Source organism: Exiguobacterium sp. OS-77, assembly GCF_000414195.2.
GTDB classification, from domain to species: Bacteria; Bacillota; Bacilli; order Exiguobacteriales; family Exiguobacteriaceae; genus Exiguobacterium_A; species Exiguobacterium_A indicum.
Genome location: NZ_DF239008.1, coordinates 1986392 through 2012670, shown reverse-complemented (window position 1 = coordinate 2012670; position 26279 = coordinate 1986392). Strand labels below are relative to the sequence as shown.

General features: G+C 48.1%; 25 protein-coding genes. 19 read left to right on the top strand and 6 right to left on the bottom strand.

Annotated features, from left to right (window positions below):
• Positions 1 to 15: 15 nt before the first annotated feature.
• Positions 16 to 585, top strand: a complete 570-nt coding sequence (locus tag EXG77_RS10415) for a hypothetical protein (RefSeq protein WP_023467795.1) — start codon at positions 16 to 18, stop codon at positions 583 to 585.
• A gap of 33 nt (positions 586 to 618) precedes the next feature.
• On the opposite strand, the gene EXG77_RS10410 is transcribed toward EXG77_RS10415, so the two are convergent.
• Positions 619 to 1113 (bottom strand): hypothetical protein, encoded by a 495-nt coding sequence (locus EXG77_RS10410; protein WP_023467796.1) that lies wholly within the window; start codon positions 1111 to 1113, stop codon positions 619 to 621.
• Positions 1114 to 1370: 257 nt separating this feature from the next.
• On the opposite strand from EXG77_RS10410, the gene acnA reads away from it, so the two are divergent.
• The 10 genes from acnA (at position 1371) to EXG77_RS10360 (ending at position 12652) form a co-directional block, all read left to right on the top strand.
• Positions 1371 to 4097, top strand: a complete 2727-nt coding sequence (gene acnA, locus EXG77_RS10405) for an aconitate hydratase AcnA (RefSeq protein WP_023467797.1) — start codon at positions 1371 to 1373, stop codon at positions 4095 to 4097.
• A gap of 57 nt (positions 4098 to 4154) precedes the next feature.
• Positions 4155 to 4619, top strand: a complete 465-nt coding sequence (locus EXG77_RS10400) for a DUF3939 domain-containing protein (protein ID WP_023467798.1) — start codon at positions 4155 to 4157, stop codon at positions 4617 to 4619.
• 190 nt (positions 4620 to 4809) lie between these two features.
• Positions 4810 to 5517 (top strand): hypothetical protein, encoded by a 708-nt coding sequence (locus EXG77_RS10395; protein ID WP_023467799.1) that lies wholly within the window; start codon positions 4810 to 4812, stop codon positions 5515 to 5517.
• Between the two features lie 76 nt (positions 5518 to 5593).
• Positions 5594 to 7837, top strand: coding sequence for an AAA family ATPase (locus EXG77_RS10390; protein WP_023467800.1), 2244 nt, complete (start codon positions 5594 to 5596; stop codon positions 7835 to 7837).
• Positions 7838 to 7849: 12 nt separating this feature from the next.
• Positions 7850 to 8287, top strand: coding sequence for a thioesterase family protein (locus EXG77_RS10385; protein WP_023467801.1), 438 nt, complete (start codon positions 7850 to 7852; stop codon positions 8285 to 8287).
• Positions 8288 to 8522: 235 nt separating this feature from the next.
• Positions 8523 to 9554, top strand: coding sequence for a D-alanyl-D-alanine carboxypeptidase family protein (locus EXG77_RS10380; RefSeq protein ID WP_035398093.1), 1032 nt, complete (start codon positions 8523 to 8525; stop codon positions 9552 to 9554).
• 17 nt (positions 9555 to 9571) lie between these two features.
• Positions 9572 to 10186: a glycerol-3-phosphate 1-O-acyltransferase PlsY gene (gene plsY / locus EXG77_RS10375; RefSeq protein WP_035398091.1), complete on the top strand. Its 615-nt coding sequence runs from the start codon at positions 9572 to 9574 to the stop codon at positions 10184 to 10186.
• A 191-nt stretch (positions 10187 to 10377) separates the two neighbouring features.
• On the top strand, positions 10378 to 11142 hold the full coding sequence (locus EXG77_RS10370) for a DeoR/GlpR family DNA-binding transcription regulator (protein WP_023467804.1): 765 nt from the start codon (positions 10378 to 10380) through the stop codon (positions 11140 to 11142).
• 25 nt (positions 11143 to 11167) lie between these two features.
• The gene (locus EXG77_RS10365; RefSeq protein WP_035398089.1) at positions 11168 to 11830 is read left to right on the top strand and encodes a copper homeostasis protein CutC; all 663 of its coding nucleotides are present in this window, start codon (positions 11168 to 11170) and stop codon (positions 11828 to 11830) included.
• A gap of 186 nt (positions 11831 to 12016) precedes the next feature.
• Positions 12017 to 12652, top strand: coding sequence for a DUF975 family protein (locus tag EXG77_RS10360; RefSeq protein WP_035398088.1), 636 nt, complete (start codon positions 12017 to 12019; stop codon positions 12650 to 12652).
• 51 nt (positions 12653 to 12703) lie between these two features.
• Here EXG77_RS10360 and EXG77_RS10355 read toward each other — a convergent pair whose 3' ends face one another.
• Both EXG77_RS10355 and EXG77_RS10350 read right to left on the bottom strand, forming a co-directional pair.
• Positions 12704 to 13585: an NAD(P)-dependent oxidoreductase gene (locus EXG77_RS10355; RefSeq protein WP_023467807.1), complete on the bottom strand. Its 882-nt coding sequence runs from the start codon at positions 13583 to 13585 to the stop codon at positions 12704 to 12706.
• Positions 13582 to 15327, bottom strand: a complete 1746-nt coding sequence (locus tag EXG77_RS10350; RefSeq protein WP_081637414.1) for an ABC transporter ATP-binding protein — start codon at positions 15325 to 15327, stop codon at positions 13582 to 13584. The genes EXG77_RS10355 and EXG77_RS10350 overlap by 4 nt, the downstream gene beginning before the upstream one ends.
• Positions 15328 to 15451: 124 nt before the next feature.
• Here EXG77_RS10350 and EXG77_RS10345 point away from each other — a divergent pair, with 124 nt between their 5' ends.
• The 4 genes from EXG77_RS10345 to EXG77_RS10330 all read left to right on the top strand — a co-directional run bounded on the left by EXG77_RS10345 (position 15452) and on the right by EXG77_RS10330 (position 19713).
• A complete protein-coding gene (locus tag EXG77_RS10345; RefSeq protein ID WP_035398083.1) occupies positions 15452 to 15883 on the top strand; it encodes a YaiI/YqxD family protein in 432 nt (143 codons plus the stop codon).
• An 83-nt stretch (positions 15884 to 15966) separates the two neighbouring features.
• Positions 15967 to 17601: an ATP-binding protein gene (locus tag EXG77_RS10340; RefSeq protein WP_023467809.1), complete on the top strand. Its 1635-nt coding sequence runs from the start codon at positions 15967 to 15969 to the stop codon at positions 17599 to 17601.
• Between the two features lie 32 nt (positions 17602 to 17633).
• Positions 17634 to 19388: an EAL domain-containing protein gene (locus tag EXG77_RS10335; RefSeq protein ID WP_238987944.1), complete on the top strand. Its 1755-nt coding sequence runs from the start codon at positions 17634 to 17636 to the stop codon at positions 19386 to 19388.
• A gap of 61 nt (positions 19389 to 19449) precedes the next feature.
• The gene (locus tag EXG77_RS10330) at positions 19450 to 19713 is read left to right on the top strand and encodes a hypothetical protein (protein WP_035398081.1); all 264 of its coding nucleotides are present in this window, start codon (positions 19450 to 19452) and stop codon (positions 19711 to 19713) included.
• Positions 19714 to 19785: 72 nt separating this feature from the next.
• Here EXG77_RS10330 and EXG77_RS10325 read toward each other — a convergent pair whose 3' ends face one another.
• Positions 19786 to 20757 carry a DUF4003 family protein gene (locus tag EXG77_RS10325; RefSeq protein WP_035398079.1) on the bottom strand — a complete coding sequence of 324 codons (972 nt, stop codon included), beginning with the start codon at positions 20755 to 20757 and terminating at the stop codon, positions 19786 to 19788.
• Positions 20758 to 20811: 54 nt separating this feature from the next.
• Positions 20812 to 21327, bottom strand: coding sequence for a DUF1836 domain-containing protein (locus EXG77_RS10320; protein ID WP_035398077.1), 516 nt, complete (start codon positions 21325 to 21327; stop codon positions 20812 to 20814).
• A 112-nt stretch (positions 21328 to 21439) separates the two neighbouring features.
• Here EXG77_RS10320 and EXG77_RS10315 point away from each other — a divergent pair, with 112 nt between their 5' ends.
• The 4 genes from EXG77_RS10315 to EXG77_RS10300 all read left to right on the top strand — a co-directional run bounded on the left by EXG77_RS10315 (position 21440) and on the right by EXG77_RS10300 (position 24953).
• Positions 21440 to 22087: a hemolysin III family protein gene (locus EXG77_RS10315; protein ID WP_023467814.1), complete on the top strand. Its 648-nt coding sequence runs from the start codon at positions 21440 to 21442 to the stop codon at positions 22085 to 22087.
• Between the two features lie 118 nt (positions 22088 to 22205).
• Positions 22206 to 23930 (top strand): M3 family oligoendopeptidase, encoded by a 1725-nt coding sequence (locus EXG77_RS10310; protein WP_052017172.1) that lies wholly within the window; start codon positions 22206 to 22208, stop codon positions 23928 to 23930.
• A gap of 42 nt (positions 23931 to 23972) precedes the next feature.
• Complete coding sequence (gene rpiA, locus EXG77_RS10305; protein WP_035398074.1) at positions 23973 to 24671, top strand: ribose-5-phosphate isomerase RpiA; 699 nt, start codon at positions 23973 to 23975, stop codon at positions 24669 to 24671.
• Positions 24672 to 24692: 21 nt separating this feature from the next.
• On the top strand, positions 24693 to 24953 hold the full coding sequence (locus EXG77_RS10300) for a hypothetical protein (RefSeq protein WP_035398072.1): 261 nt from the start codon (positions 24693 to 24695) through the stop codon (positions 24951 to 24953).
• 147 nt (positions 24954 to 25100) lie between these two features.
• Here EXG77_RS10300 and EXG77_RS10295 read toward each other — a convergent pair whose 3' ends face one another.
• Entirely contained in the window at positions 25101 to 25670 is a 570-nt protein-coding gene (locus EXG77_RS10295; protein WP_035398070.1) for a hypothetical protein, read from the bottom strand.
• Between the last annotated feature and the right edge of the window lie 609 nt (positions 25671 to 26279).

Genomic DNA, 26279 nt, shown 5'->3' with positions numbered 1-26279 from the left:
TGGGGAGGATATTCTATGAATTATAAGGGGACTATGTTGATTCTGTTTTCAAGTGTGTTTTTGATCGCTGGATGCACGGATGAGGCGGTCACGACGGAACAGAAAAAAGTAGAAGTCAAAACTACTACGCATACGAATCAGACGAAACACCCCATCTTAAATCCAGTTCAGTATGAAAAGCTGTTCAAGCATATGAATGAACACTTGAAGATGGACCAGTTTCAGTTGAAGGATAGTACGATCGGTGCAGACTTCACGGCTGTCGACCAATCCTTGAGTTTTGAGAAGAGAAGATGGTTAACGGTTGACGGAACGATTGATACGCCATCGACCCAGGAGACACTTTATTTTGAAAACCAAAAACAAGATACGCAGTTAGCGATTCATTTTGCGTATACGAATCGATACATAGGCAATGATCTGGTTCAGTATCAATCAAACGGTAGTTACGGCGAGCTCCTCATCATTAGCTACAAAAACATCCTCATATCCGTACAACAAAATTCATTAAACAAAGTAGATCCTGACACGACACAGGAAGCAGCAAAACAGGTGATCCAGGAATTAAAAAACGTCCCCGTTTAAAACGAGAACGTAAAGGTGACAACTCTGATTTGATTAGACCGTACCATCCGGTAATGTCTCACCAGTCCGACGAATCGTCGCGCCAAGTTCAGCGGCGATCGCATTGACGGCTTCTGAATCTTCGTTGACCTCACTGATCAAGATGACACCGTAATGGTCAGGATTGATCTGATTCAGCGTCCGATTGAACAAATCAAATGATTCCCGCTCGTTCTTCTCATCCCGGTTCGCACCAATCAAGTAACCAGCAACGGAGCCGACGAGCATACCGAACGGACCACCAACGACACCGATTGCCATGCCGATCAATGAGCCTTTGAAGGATTGGTCCTGTTGCGTGAAGTCGATGGCATCGATGAAAGAGAAGCCCTCTGCTTCGTCACGTTTTGCGAGAACCATCTGATCCATCTCGATTTCCTTGATTGCCTCGAGATCCTTAATCATCGCAAAGCCTGTTTTTGCTTTTTCTAAATCACTAAAAATGATTGTCGTAATAACGTGCGTTGCATCGCTTTTGTATTTCGCCATAATAAACGCCTCCACAAGAATCGGATATCGTACTACACTTTTTAAGTACCCTGAACATTCTAAATGGAAACGCGAGACTGGAAATATGAGAAAAACAGGACAACAGAATAATTTTCTAATATCGGCAATAAGTAAAACTTATCGAAAGTCTTTTGTTCTTTCAAATTGTAACGGAATCCATATTATACTATGATAGAACTGTACAAGTAAGCGGTATCAGGGGCTTGATGTCGTGAACACTTAAAGGGGGAATCACCATGAAGCAAACAGATGTGTCGCAAGATGTCTTTGGCGCACGCCGTTCGTTTGAAGCAAACGGTAAGAATTATCAGTACTATAGTCTTGAAAAATTGGAAGAACTCGGATTGACGGAAGTCAAACGTCTTCCATACTCGATTCGTGTCCTACTCGAGTCAGTACTTCGTCAACAAGATGGTCGTTCGATCACACGTGAACACGTCGAGAACTTGGCGAAATGGGGAACAGCTCAAGTTTCGAACGATGTCGATGTTCCGTTCAAACCGTCACGCGTCATCCTTCAGGATTTCACAGGTGTTCCAACGGTCGTTGACCTCGCGTCACTTCGTAAAGCCATGCAAGATCTCGGTGGAGACCCATCGGTCATCAACCCAGAAGTACCAGTCGACCTCGTCGTTGACCACTCGGTTCAAGTCGATGCTTACGGTTTTGCTGGAGCACTTGCAGAAAACATGGATCTCGAATTCGAACGTAACGAAGAGCGTTACAAATTACTTCGCTGGGCGACATCGGCATTCGATAACTACCGTGCCGTACCACCAGCAACAGGGATCGTCCACCAAGTTAACCTCGAGTACTTGGCATCTGTCGTCCTTGAAAAGGAAACAGCAGACGGTACAGTTGATGTGTACCCGGATACACTCGTCGGAACGGACTCACACACGACGATGATCAACGGTCTTGGCGTCCTCGGTTGGGGAGTCGGTGGGATCGAAGCGGAAGCGGGCATGCTCGGACAGCCATCGTTCTTCCCAGTACCAGAAGTCATCGGTGTACGCATTACAGGTGAGATGCACCCAGGAACGACAGCAACAGACGTTGCCCTTCGTGTAACGGAAATGCTCCGTCAAGAGAACGTCGTTGGTAAATTCGTCGAGTTCTTCGGTCCATCACTCCACTTGATGTCACTTTCTGACCGGGCAACAATCGCGAACATGGCGCCAGAATATGGTGCAACATGTGGATTCTTCCCAGTCGACACAGAAACATTGACGTACCTTCGTCTGACAGGTCGCGATGAAGAATTGATCGAAAAAGTCGAGAACTACTCGAAAGCAAACGGTTTGTTCTACACGCCACAAAACGAAGATCCAACATTCACGAAAACAGTCGAACTCGATCTTTCGACGATCGTTCCTGCCCTTGCTGGACCAAAACGTCCACAAGACCGGATCGATTTGACGGATGTTCATACATCATTCAAAAAAGCGTTGACGGCTCCACAAGGAAACGCTGGATTCGGCTTAGCGGAAGAAGAAGCGAACAAAGTCGCTGTCGTTCAGTTCGAAGACGAAGCAGTTGAAATGCGTACGGGTGACGTGGCAATCGCTGCGATCACGAGCTGTACGAACACATCAAACCCATACGTCATGATCGGTGCTGGACTCGTCGCGAAAAAAGCAATCGAACTCGGTCTTTCGGTTCCAAAATACGTCAAGACATCACTTGCGCCAGGATCGAAGGTCGTTACGGATTACCTCGAGAAATCAGGACTCCAAACGTACCTTGACGAACTCGGCTTCAACACGGTCGGTTACGGCTGTACGACATGTATCGGGAACTCTGGTCCACTCGACCGCGCAGTCGAAGACGCGATCCTCGGTTCAGACTTACTCGTTTCGTCTGTCCTCTCCGGTAACCGTAACTTCGAAGGTCGTGTCCACCCGCTCGTCAAAGCGAACTACTTGGCTTCACCGCCACTCGTCGTCGCGTATGCACTTGCAGGAACAGTCGACGTCGATATCATGAACGCGTCACTCGGAACAGGCAAAGACGGACAAGAAGTCTTCTTCGCTGACATCTGGCCGTCACGTGATGAGATCCAAACGATCATCAACACGGTCGTCACACCAGAAAGCTTCCGTGCAGAATACGATTCAGTCTTCACAGGAAACGAACGTTGGAACAACCTTGATGTGCCAACAGGGGATCAGTACGACTTCGACGGTGAGTCGACGTACATCCAAAACCCACCGTTCTTCGAGAACTTGGCGAAGGAAGCTGGTCAAGTCGAAGCGCTCAACGGACTCCGTGTCTTCGGTAAGTTTGCTGATTCGGTTACGACGGACCACATCTCACCAGCGGGTTCATTCTCGAAAACGACACCAGCCGGTCAATACCTCGTCAACAAAGGGGTTGCACCAAAAGACTTCAACTCATACGGTTCACGTCGTGGTAACCACGAAATCATGATGCGCGGAACGTTCGCGAACATCCGCATCCGTAACCAAGTCGCACCAGGTACAGAAGGTGGCTTCACGACGTACTGGCCAACAGGCGAAACGATGGCGATGTACGATGCTGCGATGAAGTATAAAGAAGATGGCACAGGTCTCGTCATCCTCGCTGGTAAAGATTACGGTATGGGTTCTTCACGTGACTGGGCAGCAAAAGGAACGAACTTGCTCGGCGTCAAAGCCGTCATCGCGGAAAGCTTCGAGCGGATTCACCGTTCAAACCTCGTCATGATGGGTGTTCTTCCACTGCAATACGTGGCAGGCACGACAGCTGAAACACTTGGTTTAACAGGTGAAGAAGCGATCAGCATCGCAATCGATGAGTCTGTTCGTCCACGTGACATCGTTAAAGTCACAGCGACAGCGGCAGACGGAAAAGTCACTGAATTCGAAGCGATCGCTCGTTTCGACTCAGAAGTCGACATCGATTACTACCGTCACGGCGGGATCCTTCCAATGGTCCTTCGTGAGCGTCTCCAACAAGCATAAGTTGTCTAATCAAAGGTGGGGGAAACCCCACCTTTTTTTGACGAGAGGAGGAAAAAGGTGAACCGATTCAAGAAGTGGTTTCAACCGAAGGAAGACCAGCCGTTGCCGATGCGTGACGTGACGCTTGATGAAGTCAAACAAGCGACGCATGCTTTTGAATCCGAACTACCGAAAGGGACGAATCGGACAGTGCTTTTAGACAACGAACAACGCATCGACTTAAAGCAGTTGGAGCCGTATTTGAAAGCACGTTCGACACAAGTGTTTTACATGTCGCGTGAGACATTCACCATCATGGAGGCAAAAGACCGAGAACTTGTCTATGAGATGGATCATGTCCAGGTTGCCGTCGATCGCTATTTTGACCGGGTGAAGAAACTCCCGTTGAAACCGTATAGCAAAACGTTCCAAGTCGACTGCGCGATGTTGTTTCAAGATGGCTATTTGCGTGAAATGCCGCATCATAGCTATTACTTGGTCGATGAGTCGATGATCGTCTCGCTGACGCCGAAAGAAGCATAAACGTAATCAAGGGTGGACCGAATTCATTCGGTTCGCCTTTTTTTGTCGTCCTGACCATTTTCTGATTTGTTCAAAAGTCTGACGAATTTAGTCAGAAATCGTGAAATCTCGGACAAACCCTTTGTATTCTCCTTATAAAACCGATACGATGATAAGGAATAGAGACTTGAGCTAGGAAGGTGTACATGGCATGACGAAACGAACGAGCACGTGGATTGCAGTAGCAATCGTGGCAATGGCGATCCTCCTTGCCTACAATTTTTATCTCTTGAACAAGACGCAGACCGCAAGCGATGAAAAAGCCGCGACGGTCAAACCGTTTTATACGATGACACGCATCCAATATGTTGAGAAGAAGCTCGCGACGAAAAAAGATGAACTTGAATCACGCACGTATGAAGTCGTCTTTAATGACAAAGGTCATTTCCGGACAGAAGTCGTAGACGGTCCGTCAAAAGGATCGCTTGCGATCTGGAACGGGACGATGTTCCGTGAGTATGATGCGACAGGGAAGTTAGTCAATGAGACGAAAGCCGGCAAAAGTGTCAGTGCGCCGCGCCCATTCCTCTCACGTGGCTTCAACGAACAGATCCTCGCCTTCATCAACAAAGGTGACTTCGGACAAGTCGAGGGAGAAGCGGACATCGCTGGAATGGCAGCAGACGTGTATGTGAAAAAAGAACCATCAAGCACGGTACCAGAAGACTGGATCAAACAATACCCATCGATCTTCGATAAAGAAAACAACCAAGAACAAGCAACGTATTATGTCGCTTCCGACCGTTCGAAAGTACTCGGTGCGGAGTCACGTAATAACGGTAAACTGTTCTACTCTGTCAAGATGAAGAGTTTTGAAACGATCGATACGTTCGATCCGGATTGGTTAAAAGCAAAATAAACAAGAAACGACCGGCGATGACGCTACGAAACGGTAGCGGACAAAGTCGGTTTTTTCGAGACGCAGGAGGTTCAACATGGAAGCATTCTCGAAAGAGGAGATGTTCAATCAAATCAAAGCGTGGGAAGAGGGCGCGAAGGTCGAGGAGGTGCTCGCCTTACGGTATGCTCAAAGTAGCCGGTTGCTTGGAGAGACGGAAGCACTCGTCCGCATCTTGGCGTTACTCGTCGAACATCGCTATATCATGACGGGACGACTGGATGCCTTAGCTGAGAGTTGGATGCAAGAAATCCGTCAGCATGGTCGTTTGCCAGCTCGTCTTGAGCAGTTGTTGACGGAACAACAATTACAAAGTACGTATCAGCGCCTTGTTGCGCATACGTTTCCGACGATTCGCGAGACGGACAATGCGAACGCCAAACGATCAGCGACGAAAGAACTGATTCTCCAAGCAAGCCAAATCGTCGAGGAGACGGAACAAATCGTCGAACTGACGGAACGACTGCGTCGGTTGGATGCTGGTCGTTGGACGGAACTGTTCGAAGCTGGAACGGCATTACTGCGTTCGAGTGCCACGCTTGAACAGACAGCGCAGACATTCGTCGATAGCTTGCAAGAGCGTTTCTATTCCCGAGAAGCGTTTCGCGAGATGACGGAACTGAAAGCGACGACAATCCAGGATCTCAAACGTGTCGTCGCTTTGCTCCCCGTCGAAAGCAAACAAGTCGAACGCTCAGCACTCGAAGAACTCGACGCGATGATTGGTCTCGAAGACATCAAACAACGGGTCCATCATATGTATCGCTTCTTGAAGTATCAACAAAAACGATCGGAAGATGGCTACCGTTCAAGCGATCAACCATCGCTACACATGATCTTCATGGGTAACCCCGGAACCGGAAAGACGACGCTTGCCCGTTTGATGGCAAAAATCTATCACGAGCTCGGACTTCTCGAACGACCGGAAGTCGTCGAGACGGATCGTTCATCGCTTGTCGGTGCGTTCGTCGGTCAGACGGAAGAACAGGTCATGAGTAAAGTCCGCGAAGCCGTCGGAGGGGTGCTCTTCATCGATGAAGCCTATGCCTTAAAACGTGCCGGACAAAGTGGGAACGATTATGGTCAGGCCGCGATCGATACGCTCGTCGCAGCGATGACGAGTGGGGAATATGCAGGGCGATTTGCGGTCGTGCTTGCTGGTTACCCAGAAGAGATGCGTGATTTCCTGAAGGCGAACCCTGGACTGCGGAGTCGTTTCCCGGAATCAAATCATTATCTACTCGCCGACTATACGGATCAGGAGCTGCTCGCCATCGGACGGTCGATCGCGACCGCGAACGACTACGTCTTGACGGAACAAGCAGAGCGAGCGTTGCTCGGTCGTCTGGAACGAGAACGGGTTGACGCCAGTTTCGGAAATGGACGCGCCGTCCGAAATATCGTGCTTGATGCCATCTTCAAGAAGGGATCAAGCCTTGGAGAGAGTGCCAGTCATGAAGACTTTGCCTTACTCGAACAAGAAGATTTCGAGATGGTACAAGAACCGGACGCAACCGTTGAGGAGCGGATCGCTTCGCTCGTCGGATTGTCTGATCTTAAAGATGAACTCAAGCAGATTGAAGCTCTGTTGTCGATGCAAAAACGTCGCCGGGAAGCCGGTTATAAAGTCTTACCGGTCGAACTACATGCGGTCTTTAGCGGCAATAGCGGGACCGGAAAGACGACTGTCGCGCAGCTTTATGCTGATGTGTTACGACAATGCGGTTATTTGAAACGCGGACACTTGAAAGTCGTCAGCCGGGCGGATCTCGTCTCCGGTTACGTCGGACAAACGGCGCAAAAGACGCGCGACGCAATTCGCGACGCACTGGGTGGTGTCTTATTCATTGATGAAGCGTATGCGTTAAACGGTGGAGCGAACGATTTCGGGAAGGAAGCGATTGATACGCTCGTGGATGAGATGACGAAACATCAAGACAATCTCGTCGTTGTCCTTGCGGGTTACGAGCAACAGATGAACGCTTTGCTTGCGAGTAATCCAGGACTGAAATCACGCTTTAAGCGATCGTTCCACTTCCCGAATTATTCGCCAGACGAGTTGATTCAAATCATTGAAGGATACGCAGCACGGTTCGGATACGAGCTGACGGAGGACGCACGGTTGACGCTTACCGAGAAGATTGATGTCGTTCCGAACGGAAACGCACGGGCGGCGATCACGATCGTCGAACAGGCGATCGCGAAGCAGTCGATGCGATTAATTGACAAAGTTAGCTTGTCCGGTTCAGAATGGTCCTATCTTGAAAAAGAGGATTTTTAAGGGGGAAGCTACATGCACACGATTGAAATACCTGTCCGCTACGCCGAGACGGACATGATGGGCATCGTCTATCATTCGAATTATCTCGTCTATTTGGAACTCGCACGGACAGAATTAATCCAGTCCTTGGGTCTTGATTACAAGGAGATGGAAGATGCGGGTTATGTCTCCCCGGTCACGAATGTCAATCTCGATTACAAACGCTCGTTGACGTACGGTGATACAGCGGTCGTCACGGTTTGGATTGATCATTACGATGGACTACGGACGATTTATGGCTATACAGTCAAACATCCGGACGGGAAGCTTGCGGTATCTGCGAAAACGACACACGTCGTCGTCAAGAAGGAAAACTTCCGACCGATTCGCTTGCCGAAGGTGTTCCCGAACTGGCACGAAATTTATGAAAAGATGAGCGAGACGGACGCAGCACTCTTAACGGAAGCGTGAAGAGATACATCAAAAGCGGAATCGATTTTTGAATCGGTTCTGCTTTTTTCTTTTTCAGTCTGAACAGTAAAATTTAGCACTTGGTACTAACGACCGATGACAAAGTCAGAATCATTTGCGAAAATAAAGAAGCTGAAGTAAGGTAGGGACTTACTCTATCTGTCGGAAGTAGACTCGACGGATGGAACGATTAGCGGTAACATAGAGAAGCATAAAAAGAAGAGGGGTCTTACTCATGAAAAAAATCGTAACCGTCAGTACGTTAGCGCTTCTCCTTGCAGGATGTAATCCTGGGGATCAACAAGCGGATGATACAACGAAAACGGAACAGAAATCAGATGAGACAAAACAATCAAACGACGAAACGAAAAAAGAAGACACAGCAAAAGACACGAACAAAGACGAAACAAATAAAACAGACGAAACAGCAAAAGACGATACGTCAGAAGAAGCAAAACAAGAAGACAATTCGTCTGACGCGGCAACGCAAGAAGATCAAGGTTCTTCGGATGAGACGAAAAAAGAAGAAGAACAAAAAGACGATACACCAGCTTCAGAGAACAAAACAGAAGACAACAAAGACGAATCGACGGATAAACCGGATAGTTCATCTCAGGATCCAGAACAAGAGAAACCGTCGAAACCAGAAGATGAAACACCGGACGTCGATAAATCAGCAAATGCCAAAGCAAATCTATCACTGGGTAATCTCGTCGTCGTCAATAAGAAATACGGCTTGCCGATCGACTACAAGCCATCGGATCTTGTCGTCCCGAACGTCAGCTTCTCATACTCGGGCGTGCTCGAGCAAAGCTACATGCGGGCGCCGGCTGCGAAACAGATGGAAAAGATGTTCGCCGCTGCTAAAAAAGAAGGCGTGACATTGAACGCTGTCAGCGGATTCCGTTCAGGCGCACGTCAAAAAGTATTGTATAATAATTATGTCGCACGTGATGGCAAGGCAGCTGCTGATCAATATTCAGCTCGTCCTGGTAACAGTGAGCACCAAACAGGTCTTGCTTTTGATATTTCGGCACCAAGCGTTGGTAACGGGTTAACAGCTGCCCTTGGTGATACGAAAGAAGGAAAATGGATTGCGAATAACGCAGCCAAATATGGTTTCATCGTGCGCTACGATCGTGGTTTCCAATCACGGACAGGCTATACGTATGAGCCATGGCACATTCGTTATGTCGGTGTCGATGTCGCGACACAAATTAAAAATAACGGACAGACTCTTGAGGAATATATGAAAGTCGGTCACTAAGAGGTTGGAGGTTGACTATGATTGAAATCATAGGGATTTTAGTTCTTGGCTATCTGCTTGGTTCGATACCGTTCGCACTTCTTGTCGGGAAGTGGGGACACGGGATGGATATTCGCCAACATGGTAGCGGGAATCTCGGAACGACGAATACGTTCCGTGTCTTGGGAAAAAAGGCGGGAATCATCGTATTGATCGGTGATTTCGGAAAAGGAGCCGTCGCAAGCCTTGTTCCAATCTTAATGGGAGCAGATATACATCCGTTGTTTGCTGGATTAGCAGCTGTCATCGGTCATATCTATCCGATCTTCGCGAAGTTCAAAGGCGGAAAGGCAGTTGCGACGTCCGGAGGGATGTTGCTCGTGACGAGCCCTGTTCTGTTCATCTTCCTGCTCGTCTCCTTTTTGACGACACTTCGTCTGAGCCGGATGGTGTCGCTCAGTTCAATCGTGGCGGCAAGTGTCGGAATCGTTGTTTCCATCACCATCGGCTTCTTGACGAACGATTGGATCGTTCCGACGTTCTTTACGGTTCTTGCTTTGTTCGTCATCTTCAAGCACCGCGAGAACATCCAACGGATTCGCCAAGGAACAGAATCTAAGATTCCACTCTTTGCAAAGAAACCGTCTGAATGAGTCATTAAGACGCATCTACATCTCGTTCATTGAGATGCGGATGCGTCTTTTGTTTGTGAAAAAAGTCGGATAACGGACGAATTCAACGACATTTCATAGGAACTACACGTTTATTTACATCTGATTTACAAGACCTTTACAGACGTTCGATACACTAGAACTAGAACTTGTCTGTGAAGGGGGAAGCGCACGTGTCGTTGTTAGGAGAAGAGCGGAAATCACGCATCATGGAATGGCTGGAAGAGGAAGGGAAAGTCATGACGAAGGATTTGATCGAACGTCTCGATGTCTCGGGAGAAACGGTACGACGCTACTTAGAGGAACTCGAACGGGAACGGCAATTGAAGCGCGTCTATGGTGGCGCCATCTATCAAGGAGGAAAACGAGAGACACCGATCTCACGTCGGACGGATCAGTTATCTCGCCGTTTAGCGCGTTATGCGAAAGGATGGCTCAGCGATTATTCCTGTATCTTTCTTGGTCGAGGTGAGCCGGTCGAGCATCTGTTGCCGTATTTAACGGGAAACGCGACAATCGTTACGAACTCACTGATGGTCGCTAGTCACTTGGAGCAGTGCCGTAAGACGGGACCGTTCAAAGGTGAAATTCGATTACTCGGTGGGACAGTCGATGCTTACGGGCAGACGGTCGGAGTCGAAGTCTTGCAGGCGCTCGATGCTTACGCTTTTGATGCTTGTTTTCTATCGTTTGACGGTGCTGAAATCGAGCGTGGCTTCGTCAGCGATGATATTGAATCCTCACTGATTCAAAAAGCCGTCATCAGTTGTACGAAGGACGTCTATGCCTTTTTGGCAAATGATGAATTCCAAGGCAATCGTAAATATAAGGTGGCAGAGTTCCGGCGTGCAAAGATCGTCCTCAGTCCAGCCTCCTATCCACCATCGTGGGAGATGAAACTGTTCAACGAACGCGTGAACTGGATGGTCGTCTCATGATACACTGATGCGGGAGGGATGCATCATGTTAGAAATCATCGCATCGACCGTAGAAGAAGCGGTCGCAGCAGAACAAGCCGGAGCGGACCGGATCGAGCTCGTTTCCGCATTATCCGAAGGTGGGTTGACGCCGAGCTATGGACTGATTCGTCAAGTCGTCTCGACGGTCGAGATTCCGGTTCACGTCCTCGTTCGACCACATAGTAAGTCGTTCGTCTATTCGAAATCAGATGAGGAGACGATCATCACGGATATCGACTTGATCCGTGAACTCGGTGCTGCCGGGATCGTCGTTGGCTCATTGACCGCAGACGGTCGCATCGACGAAGGCTTCCTTGGTCGAATTATCAAACATAAAGGGGAACTGTCACTGACGTTCCACCGGGCGATCGACAGTAGTCGTGATATTTTCGAAGCGACAGAAGTGCTCGCTGATTTTCCGGAAGTCGACCGGATCTTGACGTCAGGTGGTCAAGCGACGGCACTAGAAGGAAAAGAGACGATTGCGCGCTTGATCGAGGAACATCCAGACTTGATCATCTTACCAGGGTCCGGGATTACGCTTGAGAATGCGGAAACGCTTCTCAAAGCGACGAAGGCATCGGAACTACATGTGGGATCCGCTGTCTTACAAGACGGTATCATTCAAAAAGAACGTGTTGAAGCATTGAAACGACTTCTCGGCTAATCCTATACCGCACGAATCCATTTTTCAAATCTGATGAGATGAGAGAAATGGATTTTTTTGTATGTGTTCGTGACGGATTTTCGACGATTCCGTGATGCGTTTGAAAAGCAGAGTGGGATAACTAGGTTTTTTAACGGGACTACGCTAGAATCAAAGATGGAAATAGTGGAAATGAAGGAGTACGACATGAACCCTAAACAATTAAAACAAGACGCCCTTGGTACACTAAAAGGACGCTGGCTGGTCGGGCTAAGCATCTCGATCATCTACTTCCTGATCTTTGCGCTTGCAGCAAGCCGGATGTCTTTTGATCGAGATGACATTGACAGCATGGTCCGTTTCGCCGGACTGAACATGGTCGTAACGATCGTCCTTGCTCCGGTGACGGTCGGACGAACGATTGCTTACTTACGCTTCACACGCGGGGAATCTGCTGGCATCGGAACTTTATTCGAAGGATTTTCTTCGTTTCGACGTGCTTTCCGGACGATTGCCGCTTACGCGATCGTGACGGTATTGGTCTATGTCGGATCATTTTTGATTTTACCGGCATTGTACTTTTATCTAGCGTATCGCCTCGTTCCGTACATTTTGGTCGACCGACCGGAATTGTCGTTTTGGCAAGTACTCGGTGAGAGTCGTCGGATGATGAAAGGGCATAAGCGTGAACTGATCATGCTTTACCTGAGTTTCATCGGCTGGGGTATCCTCGCACTACTTAGTACTGTGGGGGTCATCTTCTTGACGCCATACTTCGATACGACGATGGCACACTTCTATGAACGCTTGAAACCGACACGTCAATCATCCGTCGAGGGATGAACGAAAAAAGCCTGTACATTACGTCAGTAGACGTAGCGTACAGGCTTTTGCTCATTCTACCGAAGCGCGTGAACGTTCAGCGAGCAACAGATAAAGCGCTTGTGTACCGGAATCAGCATGACCCAGCTCAGCAAGTTGTTCATATAAATCCTTCGTCAGTGCAAGACCAGGTGTCGCGATGCCCATCTCAGCGCCGCGTTCGAGGGCAAGCCGCATATCCTTGATGAAGTGCTTGACGAAGAAACCAGGTGAGTAGTTTTCAGCGATGACGCGCGGAATCAAGTTCTCTAGACTCCAGCTACCGGCAGAACCAGATTTGATCGTCTCGATGAATTGCGTCGGGTCAATCCCGGACCGCGTGACGAACAACAGCATCTCCGCTGTTCCAATCATCGAGCCGGCAATTGCGATTTGGTTCGCGAGTTTCGCCGATTGTCCTTTACCAGGACCACCGAAGAGTGAAATCGATTTTCCCATCGCTTCGAATAATGGCTTCGCTTGTGCGAAAGCCGCTTCTTCCCCACCGACGAGAATGGCGAGTGTTCCGTTCTTCGCGCCGAGGTCACCACCTGTGACAGGTGCATCCAGTGCCTGAAGACCGCGTGCTGCCGCTTCCTTCGCAATGCGTTCTGCAAGAGCTGGACTGGATGTCGTCATATCGATCAGAATCGTTCCGGGTGCCGCATGGTCAAGAATTCCGTCTTCAAAGTAGATTTGCTCGACGTCTTGCGGATAACCGACGATCGAGATAACGACGTCGACATCGGTGACGACGTCTTGAATCGTATCGACGATTTCGACACCATCTGCTTCAAGGACGAGTCCTTTTTCTTTCGTACGATTATATCCTTTGACTGTAAAACCTGCCTTGCGCAGATTGCGGACCATGCCTTGTCCCATGACACCTAATCCGATGAAACCGACTGTCTTCATACGTGATTCCCCCTTGCACGTTCCGTGCCGATGAATTGTTGCGTTACGAGCTTATTATACAATGGATTGTCGACGACAAGACGATCATGTGTCCCGATGCCGGAAATCCGACCATCTTCAAGGACGATGATTTGATCGGCATGACGAACTGTCGCGAGACGATGGGCGATGACGAACGTCGTCCGTCCGACCATCAATCGCTCGAGTGCTTCCTGAACGACCCGCTCTGACTCGGAATCGAGGCTTGACGTGGCTTCATCCAGCAATAGAATTTCCGGATCACGGAGGAGTGCACGTGCGATTGCAATCCGTTGGCGTTGACCACCGGACAACTTGACACCCCGTTCTCCGATTTCAGTTGCATACCCCTCCGGAAAACGTTCAATGAACGTATCGGCATTCGCCATTCGTGCAGCCTCACGGATTTTGTCTTCACTGACGTCTTCCGCAAGACCGTAGATGAGATTGTCGCGTATCGTTCCCGATAAAACAGGGGAGTCTTGCGCAACATAACCAATCGCTTGGCGCCAAGACGATAACGTCAAATCAGTGATGGATTGATCTCCGAGTCGGATCTGACCGGACGTCGGTTGATAGAACCGCTCAAGTATCGCGAATAATGTCGTCTTCCCGGATCCACTCGGACCAACGATCGCTGTCGTCTTGCCGCGTGGTAACGTAAAGCTGACATCCAGGAGGATGGGCGTCTCATTGTATCCGAATGACAGGTGATCGACCGTGACGTCCGTAAACGGGCGCGGCGCAACAAGCGCTCCGGGTGCTTCCGGTGTCTCATCGAGAAGCTCGATGATTCGCTCTGTCGCCCCGCGAGCCTTCTGTAACTTCGTGATGAATTCAGTCATCGTCACGAGCGGCGTCATGATTTGGAACAAATAGAGTGAGAAGGCGACGAGTTCCCCCGCCGTGATCTGGTTCGTCGCGACGCGGTAGGCACCAAAGCCGATGATCAAGATCAACATCGTCGTCAAGGTGACGTTAAAGATCGGCAACAAGAGGGCTTGGATTCGTCCTTCCTTGACGCCATAGCCATAAAGATTCTCGATGCGAGTTTTCCCACGGTCGAGCTCATAGGATTCAGTCGCTTGCGATTTGACGAGTCGGACTTCGCCGAGCATCTCGGCGAAAAAACCAGATAATCCTGCGAGTTCTTTCTGAGTCTCACGAGATATCTTATGCAGCTTCCGCACGAGCGGAATGATGATTAGTAACGTCACGGGTACAGCGATGACCATGACAAGTGTCATCTGCCAGTCGAGGAAGAACAGGATCGTGATCGCCCCGATGATCGAGACGAGTGATGTCAGCAGGCGGACGAGTTGCTCCGACAGCAATTGCTGGAGTGTCGTAGCGTCACTATTGAGCCGAGAGACGAGCTCACCAGATTTCGTCTCATCATAGAACGGAATCGATAAGGTCAACAAGTGTTTCCATAAGAGCGTCCGCAAATTAGCGACGATTCGTTGACCGACGATCTGTAACCAATAGATGGACAAGGCGTTCGCGACGACTTGGACGACGAAGACAATCACGAACAAACTGATCAGCTGCGGAGTCAGTCGATCGACTGTAAAACCATCAATCAACGTCTTTAAGAACCAAGGAATGGCGAGTGCAGCCAGCGCTTGGATGACGGAGACGGAAACGGCAGCGGATAATAATCCGACCGGGGGTTTCGTTTTTTTTAATAACAGGTAAAAAGATTGGAACGTCGCAGCGTTCATTTCAACACATCCTCTCTTTTCCATTGTCCGAAAGAACGAAGAAACGGTCAAATGGGAAACGCGACTTGACAAGAAATCTTTTGTTTTGTGACACTGATAGTGGAAACAATAAGGGAGGATTCAGATGTCTATTTTCGTAGATGCGGACGGATGTCCCGTTGTCGATCTCGTCGTTCGACACCGACAGGGACGTGACGTCTTTTTAGTTTGTGATACAGCACACCAGATGATGCGGGAGGGGGCAACGACGATCACGGTCGGACAAGGACCAGATGCCGTCGATTACGCGATCGTCAATCGGATGAAACGTGGCGATCTCGTCGTGACCCAAGACTACGGTTTAGCAGCACTCGTCTTAGCGCGAGGAGGCTTCGCGATCGACCAAAATGGTCGTCAGTTCACAAATGAAAATATTGATTTATTGCTCCACACTCGCCATGTTGGACAACAAATCCGACGAGCAGGTGGACGGACGAAAGGACCGAAAAAACGGACGCGCGACGCGGACCGCGCCTTTGAAGAGGCATTTCGTGCATTAGTGCAAAGAAGCATATAAGGAAGACAGTACTCGAACTGTCGATCAAATAGGGACCATGCTATAATTTGTAACAGGAATGAATTTTGAAAGGAGGATACACGTTGAAACGAATCTTACGCGACCACTCGAAGGACCGTCCTTACCGATTGCGCCAAGGAACGGTTCCAGCATCAGCTGAAGCACGACTCACATCACTCGATCAACGTGAAATCAATCGATTACAACAGAATTTACGAGAAGTCGAACTGAAATTGAAGCAACGCAATGAAATCATGGAAGCGTTAGCGACGCAAAATGTCGAAGCGGCCTGTGAGACCGTCCTGACGATCCTGTTGCAACTGCTCGATGTAAAAGAAGGTGCCATCCTCTTGTACCGTCGTGAACAGTTGAATCATTTCGTCGCGCAAGGCATCGACGAGATGGAGCTGATCGAAAAAGATCTCGATCAATATTCTGTCTTACGTCGGGCGTTCGTCATGCGTAAATCGGTTCAATTACCGATTGGCGATCAGTTCGAATCGGCGATTCCCGTCCAATCTCCAAGTAATGGACAAGTCGTCGGGTTACTTTATATTCGTCATGCTTTTCCTCAGTTCAATCTAGAGCAAGTCGGGGACTTACTTGATCTATCACGAAAACTCGGAATGACGCTTGAACGCCATCTATTATTCCATCAGATGGAGCATGAAAAGATCAAGACGTATCAGCTCCTCGACTCGATTCGGGAAGCTGTCCTATACATCGAGAGTAGTGGGGAACAGATCTATGCGAACCAAGCTTTGTTGAACATGTTTCCACCGAAGCTCGTCAATCAAGCGCAAGGATTCCGCCACGCCTACGAACGGGCGACGTCGCTGTTTGAACATGTCGATCAGCCAGACGCACTCCATGACTACATCGGTCAACTGATGAATGGAGATATTCCGGGAGAAACGATCGAACTATCGGCGTTTCGGGGGAACTTGCTACTCAGTGCTTACGCCGAGCGGATTGCGATCGCAAACGTCGAGTGGGGCATGATGCTCGTCTTACGGGACGTGACGAAAGATAAGGAACTTGATCTTAAGCAGGCAGAATTCGTCTCGATCGTGTCGCACGAGTTGCGGACACCGCTCTCTTCCATCATGGGCTTCACGGAATTATTGATGAAACGAGAAGTGGATCCGAAGCGCCAAAAGCGATATTTGCAGACGATTCATTCAGAAACCGTTCGTTTGGCGGAATTGATCAATGACATCTTGGAAATTCAAAAAGGAGAAGATTCGACGCATGGGACGCAAAAAGAACCGCTTGATGTGAAACAATTGATGTTCGAGATGAAACCGATGTTTGATCTCGCGAGTCGCGCGCATCGCATCAGTGTCCAGTTCGATCCAGGCACCTATACGATTTCAGCAAGCAGTGAAAAGATGAAACAGCTGTTCACGAACTTGATCATGAACGCGATTAAATATTCACCTGAAGGTGGCGCAATCCGGATCAAAGGGTCAAACCAGTCGGATCAATTACGGATTGAGATTTCGGACGAAGGGCTCGGTATACCAGAGAAAGCCCTACCTTATATCTTTGATAAGTTTTACCGAGCAGATAACTCGGATACACGTAAAATCGGTGGAACCGGCTTAGGACTCGCGATTTGTCGCATGATCGTGCTTGATCATGGTGGAGCTATTTCCGTCCAATCAACGGAAGGAAAGGGCAGTACCTTCATCATTCAACTCCCGCTCGACGCATGACCGACAATCGACTGAGAAAGGAGGAAGACACGGTGAATAATTCACACATTCGTTATGAAGCATTGCATCCGCTCGTCGAAGAGATTCTTGAAAAACTGAGTGAACGGATCGGCGTCAACACGTTGTTTTTTGCATTAAATGATTCATATAGCAACTTTGTCGTCAAGGCGATCAATCAAGAGCGACAATTGATTGAAGAAGGCTCGACCCATGTCTTCCAACACGTTCTCTGTAAGCTGGTCGTCGATGAAACGGATGGAAAGGTTTCAATCAGTGAATTGCTCAACGATCCATTGACGGTCAATCATCCGGTCACGAAAGCACTGGGGAACGGAAGTTTCATGGGAGTGGCAATCAAGAATGCTGAGAATGAGAAGATCGGGACGTTGTGCGCCTTCGACGATCAACCATTCGACTTCAAGGAGCAGGATATTGCACTTGTGGAACATTACGCTGACATCATTAGTAAATCAATCAACGTTGAAACGTATGTCATCAAAGACGCTTTGACAGATGTCTATAACGAACGCTATATGAATCGTTTAATTTCGAGTGTGACGATTCATCCAGCTTTCTTGATGGTCTTGAACCTCGACCGTTTTCATGCGATCAATGCTACGCACGGTTACCGGATAGGGAATGAAGTATTGCGTGAAATTGCAAGTCGTCTAAAATATGTACCGTTACCGAATCATGTCGTCGGACGGATGGATGGTAATGAGTTCGTCGTATTGGCAGAACTTGAGCAAGAGCAAGAATTCGAACAGCATGCAATAGACTATGCCCGCATCGTCACGGAAGCGATCGAGCAACCAATCGTTGGTGTCGCGGACGAACCGATTCACGTGACGGCATCGTCTGGGGTCAGTCTCTTGACGGGTGACATGGCGAGTCGTCAGACGCAAATCTACGCGGCGGAAGCTTTGATGCAACAAGTCAAACACGACGGAAAACGACGGACCTCGTTCGTCAATCCAAACCGGCATGCGGAACAGCACCCGTTTGCATCGGTCCTTGAATCAGAGTTGTCGCATGCACTGGAACGGGGGCAGTTCGAACTTTATTACCAATGGATTGTCGATGCGAAACAAGAACATTATGTCGCGGTTGAAGCACTTTTGCGCTGGAACCACCCAGTGCTTGGCTTCGTCAGTCCGACGGATTTCATTCCGATTGCTGAGAAGATGGAGATTTTTCCGGACATTGGTCGATTTACGATCTGTCAGGCAATCTTGGATCAACGCCGGTTAGAAGAAACGTTTGGTCGTAAGATTTCTGTCGCCGTCAATCTATCGGCAAATCAGTTCGAGTCGGATCAACTATTTTCCGAGTTAATTCGACTAACAGAAGAGTCTTACTTCCCGAATGAGCGTCTCATTCTTGAAATTCGTGAAGAGGTACTGCAAACACGTCGTCGTTTTGCCATCAAACGCTTGGAACAGTTACGCCAAGCAGGCTATCGTCTGACCGTCGATCATTTCGGCAGTCATTATGCGTCGCTCAATTCGTTGTTACGCTTACCTGTTCAAGCGGTCAAACTCGATCCGATTTTTACACGTCGACTCGTTCAAAATCAGTTGGAGCGCTCGATGATTCGCTCTGTCCATTCCTTGACGTCGACGTTGAACATCGCGCTCGTGATTCAGGAAGTCGAAACACCGTCACAGCTGCAACACATTCAAACGTTAGATGAGTTATTGTATGTGCAAGGATACGAGGTCCATCATCCACAGCCCATCGATCAACTGCTCGTCGAAGACATCATGCGAGGACGTGCTGAGGTTTAACCGTTCTTCAGTCGGGAATACCTTAAAAGGTGGAACAAGTACATTTTAAGGGGGATGCCAAATGGCTGATCAACACGATAAAGAAACGGATCCAATTACTTCAGGTAACCGAATGACGAAGGATGAGATTGCGGGGCGTGATCCGCAGAACCATGCGGAGGTTCCGGAAAAATCGAAGGATGAAAAAGAATCGAAGCATCCAGATCAAGAAGCAGACAAATCAAGTGAAGAAGCTTCAAGTGAAGAGGCTCCTGATTTGTCCCATGCTTCAGATGAAGATGGCGATGTCCAGCCGTCTGATGAAGACCAGCAAGATAAAGAATAACTAAAATGAAAGGCAATCGATGTCCGGCAGAAATACTGGATATCGATTGCCTTTTTTTGATGGAGTAAAAGATTACTCGCCACCCCCACCGCCACCGCCGTCACCACCACCATCAAATCCTCCGTCGATCCCGCCGTCTGTCGCATGGGACGTGTCGGTCAAATCAACAGGGAAGAGTAAGAACGGAATCGCGTCGGCGCCGTCCGGTGGGAGAATCGAAGATGGGAAGAGCTGTTGCAGGATTGTTTGTTGACTTAAATACAATCGGATTGCTGTCAAATAGACTAAGTCTTTCCGGTATTTAAAATGTAAATCGGAGCGTAACGCCTCTGCCATCCGTTCGAGTGACGAAGCGTGAACGTTTGGATCACCGAGTAACGCAAGCATGCCGTGGAACGACAGCGGAACATGATGTTTACGATGTATCTTACGGGATGACTCCACTTGTGCGATATAGCGATCCCAATCGTCTTCAGGCAATAAAGCGAATATCAAGGCGACGACATACGTCTGTTGAGCGCGTCCGAACCGTCGTTTGAGTCGTTGATAGACCGTTTCGATACGCGAGGCGAGTTCGTCTAACTCACCGCGTGTCGTAGCGTGAAAATAGACGAAAGAGATCAATAGCGGTGACACGATGAACCGATGTTGTTTTTTGAGGCGTGTGTATAATTGTACCGTTCGTTCAAGTACCGCGTCCTGTGGAGTAAGACGGCTGATGAACAGGGCAGTAGAGTAGGCATTCAAGGGATGCGACAAGCGATGCGATTTAAAATAGCCATGAATCGACATCATCTCAGCAATCCGACTCGGTGTGTGGGCGTCAAAGGCATGAATCTTCGAAGCAAGCAATAATGCCTGGGTGGTTTGTGTACGCAAGCGTATTTTTAAGTCATCTGCTGTCTCAAGCAATACACTTGCGGAAACCTGCTCCGTTCCGATTGTCCGGTCGAATGCCAGTTCGATGAGAATGCCATCCTGATAGGTTCTGAATTCTGGTCCGATGTGATCCAGCTGTCGCAAGAAAGTCGTCGCGATCTCCATGACTGTTCCTCCTCTGCCTTTTCTTATAGTGTATCACGCAGTGAAAGCGTTCTCTTATTTTTTCAGTTGGGTGTCAATCAATTGTTCTGCTGCGCGCCGGTACAAGTTACTCATATGAGCCATCGCTAAGATCTGTTCCAGTGGGTCGGTCGTCGAGGCGGTCAAAGCCTCTTGTTCCGTTACGAAGCGAGATGTATTTTGCTCTGCTAACATGAGATAGTCACGGTAAAATCCTTCAAGATCGAGTTGATCCTGTTCGATCCCTTCGTTCAAGGGCGCGAGAATCGTTTTGATATCATTGATCGAAAACGAACTTTTCAATTGATAAATCAAGCTGATCAGAATCAAGTGCTCCTTCGTGTACTTTTTATTCGTGACCGGAAAGAATAATTTCTTTTTGGCATAATTGTTGATCATCGTCTTCGTCAAAATCGTCTCGTCTGCACTTCGCGTCGTTTCCTCGAATGTCCGCTCGAACAGTTGGATGACTTGATCCATATAGAGATCGATATTCGGGATATCTTCGAGCCGTAATTGACGATCGTATCTCGTGTCATCAGAATGTGTCATAAAAAAACCTCCAAAATCGCTAAAATAGGACTTTCTACTTCTCCATCATATGATAGAATACGTATATAACGCCATGTAGTATTCAAAACTACATATCAGGGGAGGAACGAAAGTGAAAGCTTATATGAGAGAACCGATTAATGGATTAACGCATCTTGGAGGGGCTGTCTTTGCTTTTGTCGGGTTACTGGCACTTGTCATCAAGGCATCGTTAGAACGGGGGGCATCACTTGCGATCGTTGCAGCGATTATTTTTGGTGTCAGTATGATGGCGCTTTATGCCGTCTCAGCGACCTACCATATGGTGCTTGCGAGCGACCGGGCAATCGCGATCTGGCGTCGGTTGGATCATTCGATGATTTATCTGTTGATTGCCGGGTCTTACGCACCGTTTTGTCTCGTCAGTCTGAACGGTCCGACCGGTTGGGTCTTGTTCAGCATCGTCATGTTGATTGCAGTCTCTGGAATCACCTTTAAATTGGTTTGGTTCAACAGTCCGCGTTGGTTATCAACGACGCTCTACATCGGAATGGGCTGGATCATGGTATTTGCGATCACACCACTCGCGCAAGTCTTATCACCGCTCGGCATCGGATTATTGTTCCTTGGTGGTATCTTCTACACGATTGGTGGCATCATCTATGGGCTGAAGCCACGGATCTTATCGTTCAAACATCTTGGATTCCATGAAATCTTCCATATCTTCGTACTACTGGGTAGCCTAGCGCATTTCCTATGTGTCTACTTCTTCGTCTTATGAGGATGTCCTCCTTCAGTCAATGGCTGAAGGAGTTTTTTTGTGTCTGATGGAAAATACAGGAGAAGTCGAGTGCCCTCACGAATGAAAGAACGAATAGATCACGCATAGGGGGAAAAGCATGAAACACACACGATGGCAATTAGAAAAACTCTACACGATTAACGATGTCAAAGCAGGAATTGCTACGATACGAGCCGCGTTGACGAAACGTCCGACAAATGTGGCAGAACAGGTCGAGCGTTATCAGCAAGTCGCGCGCGACGTCGAGGAATGGAGCGACTTCATTTATTGTCTGTACGCTGAAGATGTCACGCGCTCAGAAGTCCATCCATTGCTCGAAGAGATCGAAATCGTGCAAGCGATGGTGCGCAGTGAGGCGGCAGCACTCGATACGAAGATTGCCGCACTGTCACAAGAAGAGTGGGAGGAGCTCGTCACGGGTTCACCATACGCCTTTTTCTTGAATGAACGCCGTGACATCCAGTCCCGTCGTGCACCACTAGTTCAGGAACAATTATTGCAGGATCTCGGTGTTGATGGGTTCCAAGGCTGGGGGCAGCTCTACAAACAGCGTTTCATGGCATTGCGCGTCGACTTGGACAAAAAGCAGGTTACGATCGGTCAAGGGCTGCACGAAGCGATGTTCGCACCTGACCGTTCGGCTCGTTTAGCGGCAGCGACAGCAGTTGACACCGCTTGTGCACAAGAAGCTGACCTGTTTGCGACGATTCTGAACCGGATTGCCGGCTTCAGATTGCAATCCTACAAGATGCGGAACTGGGAGCAACCATTGACCGAGTTGCTTGAGCAGAACCGGATCTCGGAAGCGAGCCTAACAGCGATGATGGAAGCACTCGATCAACACCGCGATCTCTTTCACGCCTATTACTCTCGGAAGATTGCCCAGGCGGAGCGGGTGACGGGAGAATGGCATGATTTTGAGACGAACACCTATCGCTCCGCGCGTCACGTTCCGTTTGAGATGGCAGAGACCATCGTCACGACACAATTCAAACGATTGAATCCGCAGCTCGGCGCCTTCGCGGAAAACGTGTTTAGTGAGGGATGGGTCGATGCAGAGAATCGTCCTGGAAAAGCAGAGGGCGGATTCTGTGCTGCCTTTCCGATTGCCAAAGAGAGCCGGATTTTCATGACGTACCGTGATAGTTATCCGGACGTCGCGACGCTCGCTCATGAATTCGGTCATGCCTATCATAATTATTTACTGCAAGACGAACCGTATTTAAATCAAGTCAAAGGAACGAGCATCGCGGAGACGGCTTCGACGTTCATGGAGAATCTCGTGCTCGATGCTGCCATCAAAGAGACGACGGAGCGGGAGGAAGTGCTCGCTCTCCTAGAGGTCAAGATCCGGGAAGGGCTGAAATATGCCAGCATCGTTCCCGGCATGTTCCGTTTCGAGCAACGTTTTTATGCGGAACGTCAGCAAGGGACGGTCAGTGCCGAACGGTTAAGTGAACTCCTGCAAGAGGAAGAACGGTTAGCCTATGGTCCGGTATTGCCTGAACCGGCGCGCTATAAATGGATGTACATCAGTCACTTGTTCAATCCGAATCTTGCGTTCTACAACATTCCCTACACGATCGGTTATCTGCTCAGCAATAGTCTGTATCAGACGGTTCAAGCGGATCCGAGTCAATTTTCGACAGTCTTTGAAGCCGTCATGCATGATTCCGGTCAAGCGACGATCGATGAGATCGTTAAACGTCATCTCGACGCTGATCCGACATCTGTCGCGTTTTGGATGGAAGCTAAACAACCGCTCGTCCAGGCAATTAAGCAGTACCTGACGTTAACGGAATCCTCTCTCTCCGTCGATTGAAGACGAATCGAAACGGGAACAGAAATGTAGGGAGGGATGCGGATGTATGAACAGGAGAAACAATTAGTCGCTGAGGCAGCACTAACTTACGTGAAAGATGGGATGATAGTGGGTCTTGGGACGGGTTCGACGACGGAACGGTTCATCGAGGCGCTTGGTCCACTTGTGCAGGCGGGACTACAGATTCAAGGCGTGGCAACGTCACTTGCGACGGTCCGACTCGCGGAACAGTTACACATTCCGTTGATCGACTTGGAAGAGGGAATGGAAATCGATGTGACGATCGATGGGATCGATCAAATTGACGGACACTTCCAAACAATCAAAGGTGGTGGCGGTGCACTATTTCGCGAGAAAATCGTCGCACTGATGAGTCGAGAATTGCTCTATCTGACCGATTCCTCGAAGTTCGTCCATCATTTAAGCGGACCGTTACCGGTCGAACTAGATCCGTTTGCCTTACCGTATGTGCGGCAACGGTTGCGTGATAAGCATGTATCCGCAACGCTACGCGTGAAAGACAATCGTCCCTTCGTTACAGATGGAGGTCACGTGATTCTTGACGTAGACTTATCAGCCATCTCGGACGTCCGAGTATTCGCAAAAGAAGTGAAGAGTTGGTCGGGTGTACTCGAGACCGGTTACTTCGAGCGACAGCCTGATCATGTCCTGACGGTCGAAGAGGGAAAGGTCAAACGTATCGCGCATCCACGACTGCGTGACGGTGGTGGATTGGTTTAAGGAAAGAAAGAAGGAAACCGTATGGGCTTGAAAAAACGGTATTTATTCGGAGCAGGTGTCATTGCCGGTGCGAGTCTATTGTTGTTCAGGAAGCGGGAACAGGGCACACAGACCGATGCGCTACGTGATTATTTAGAGCATCTCGATCAGGATCCGAGTCCCGATGCTGCGAAGGACCCGGATGAGGTCGGATTGACGAAACTGGATTCGATCTATCGGTCGGAGTGGCAAGCGAATGGTTTTCCACGTTCGCGGACGGAGCTAGAGGAGCTTGAAAAATAACAGCAATTAGCTATTAGGTATTTAAACGGCTTGAGTCCAGGATTTGAACGGGCTCTAGCCGTTTTAATTGTAGTTGCAATAACATAGCTGTATATTTAGAAAAAGTTTTTTAGAATATGAAAGTTTTTTTAATGAGTTAGTAGCTCTTTAAACAAAGAAAATCAATTCATCTAACTTCTCTTGTAAGGATTTTGGGGTATACATCGGATCATTAGACATCAAGCGGAATGTGCCATATACGTCTTCCGAAATAAGAACTGTAACACATTCCCTTTCGCTGTTCTCAGTTATAAAAAATCTACCATCTGTTATAAGGGCTTCACCACTCGGAATCTCTAAATTATCGCCTACCGAAAATAAAGTGATATCTCCCATGCGTTCAGTGATTATATTGATTAAGAAAAAACATTTTTTAAATTTTTGAATGCTATCAACGTCTATTTTAGCGAATTTATAGCTATCTCCTTCACCTAGCCAGTGGATAGATAAATTCTGATCTTGGCAGTATTCTGTGACATTTTCCTCGATAAAATAATGAAATCTCATGTAGAAATACAACATATTGATTTGCATTTTTTTCGAAATGAACCGTAGCGATGTTTCATCCATGTTTCCTAAAAGATCCGCGTAATAATCTTCAGGAAAAGAACTATTAGATTTAATCGGTATGTATTGATTGGTTTCGATATCATTTAATGTTTGCAGCTTAATTTTCATTCATTTCTCCTTGCGTATATTTAGTTGAAATGGTGATGTGTTATATCAGGTTGAGGCTTTTTTGTTCGAAAATAATAAAGCTTACGTATAGAATCTATAATGTATAGTATGGAAAAGGAAATAATCATGCTGATCCGTGAGGTGGATATGTGAATAAAGGACTATTAATACGATGTTATATTGCTTGTTTTATACTGTTTATCACGACAATGCTAATTGGTCGCTATGAACTCAACACAAATATTTTTATGATTTTAACATTTGGAGTTATTCTGCTCGTACTTAATTTACCTATCCGGGAGTTGGATCGGTATAACAGACAATCGTTATCTTACTGGGCATTTGTTTTCAAAATGATAACAGGTGCTATTTTAGCGGCTGTTGTATGTTTTTCCGTTATGGTGATGATTACTCCGTAAATCATTTTACGTATCTATCCATTACAATGATGTTTGAAAAGCTAATCATGTACTGTACATATTGAATTCGTTCTTTACTCGAAACATTCATCTCAATAGCGTTAAAATGACCTGATTGCTACATCAGGTCATTTTAACGCTATTGTTTTACTCTAATAAAAGCCCGGAGATGAGTACAGTCGCACATACT

What these genes read in the sequence shown, in the direction of transcription:
- rpiA (WP_035398074.1), top strand. Translation starts at nt 23,973, where the DNA reads ATGTATGAACAGGAGAAACAATTAGTCGCTGAGGCAGCACTAACTTAC.
- EXG77_RS10385 (WP_023467801.1), top strand. Translation starts at nt 7,850, where the DNA reads ATGCACACGATTGAAATACCTGTCCGCTACGCCGAGACGGACATGATG.
- EXG77_RS10365 (WP_035398089.1), top strand. Translation starts at nt 11,168, where the DNA reads ATGTTAGAAATCATCGCATCGACCGTAGAAGAAGCGGTCGCAGCAGAA.
- EXG77_RS10295 (WP_035398070.1), bottom strand. Translation starts at nt 25,670, where the DNA reads ATGAAAATTAAGCTGCAAACATTAAATGATATCGAAACCAATCAATAC.
- EXG77_RS10390 (WP_023467800.1), top strand. Translation starts at nt 5,594, where the DNA reads ATGGAAGCATTCTCGAAAGAGGAGATGTTCAATCAAATCAAAGCGTGG.
- EXG77_RS10395 (WP_023467799.1), top strand. Translation starts at nt 4,810, where the DNA reads ATGACGAAACGAACGAGCACGTGGATTGCAGTAGCAATCGTGGCAATG.
- EXG77_RS10330 (WP_035398081.1), top strand. Translation starts at nt 19,450, where the DNA reads ATGGCTGATCAACACGATAAAGAAACGGATCCAATTACTTCAGGTAAC.
- EXG77_RS10325 (WP_035398079.1), bottom strand. Translation starts at nt 20,757, where the DNA reads ATGGAGATCGCGACGACTTTCTTGCGACAGCTGGATCACATCGGACCA.
- EXG77_RS10310 (WP_052017172.1), top strand. Translation starts at nt 22,206, where the DNA reads ATGAAACACACACGATGGCAATTAGAAAAACTCTACACGATTAACGAT.
- plsY (WP_035398091.1), top strand. Translation starts at nt 9,572, where the DNA reads ATGATTGAAATCATAGGGATTTTAGTTCTTGGCTATCTGCTTGGTTCG.
- EXG77_RS10350 (WP_081637414.1), bottom strand. Translation starts at nt 15,327, where the DNA reads ATGAACGCTGCGACGTTCCAATCTTTTTACCTGTTATTAAAAAAAACG.
- EXG77_RS10320 (WP_035398077.1), bottom strand. Translation starts at nt 21,327, where the DNA reads ATGACACATTCTGATGACACGAGATACGATCGTCAATTACGGCTCGAA.
- acnA (WP_023467797.1), top strand. Translation starts at nt 1,371, where the DNA reads ATGAAGCAAACAGATGTGTCGCAAGATGTCTTTGGCGCACGCCGTTCG.
- EXG77_RS10345 (WP_035398083.1), top strand. Translation starts at nt 15,452, where the DNA reads ATGTCTATTTTCGTAGATGCGGACGGATGTCCCGTTGTCGATCTCGTC.
- EXG77_RS10410 (WP_023467796.1), bottom strand. Translation starts at nt 1,113, where the DNA reads ATGGCGAAATACAAAAGCGATGCAACGCACGTTATTACGACAATCATT.
- EXG77_RS10355 (WP_023467807.1), bottom strand. Translation starts at nt 13,585, where the DNA reads ATGAAGACAGTCGGTTTCATCGGATTAGGTGTCATGGGACAAGGCATG.
- EXG77_RS10380 (WP_035398093.1), top strand. Translation starts at nt 8,523, where the DNA reads ATGAAAAAAATCGTAACCGTCAGTACGTTAGCGCTTCTCCTTGCAGGA.
- EXG77_RS10360 (WP_035398088.1), top strand. Translation starts at nt 12,017, where the DNA reads ATGAACCCTAAACAATTAAAACAAGACGCCCTTGGTACACTAAAAGGA.
- EXG77_RS10300 (WP_035398072.1), top strand. Translation starts at nt 24,693, where the DNA reads ATGGGCTTGAAAAAACGGTATTTATTCGGAGCAGGTGTCATTGCCGGT.
- EXG77_RS10415 (WP_023467795.1), top strand. Translation starts at nt 16, where the DNA reads ATGAATTATAAGGGGACTATGTTGATTCTGTTTTCAAGTGTGTTTTTG.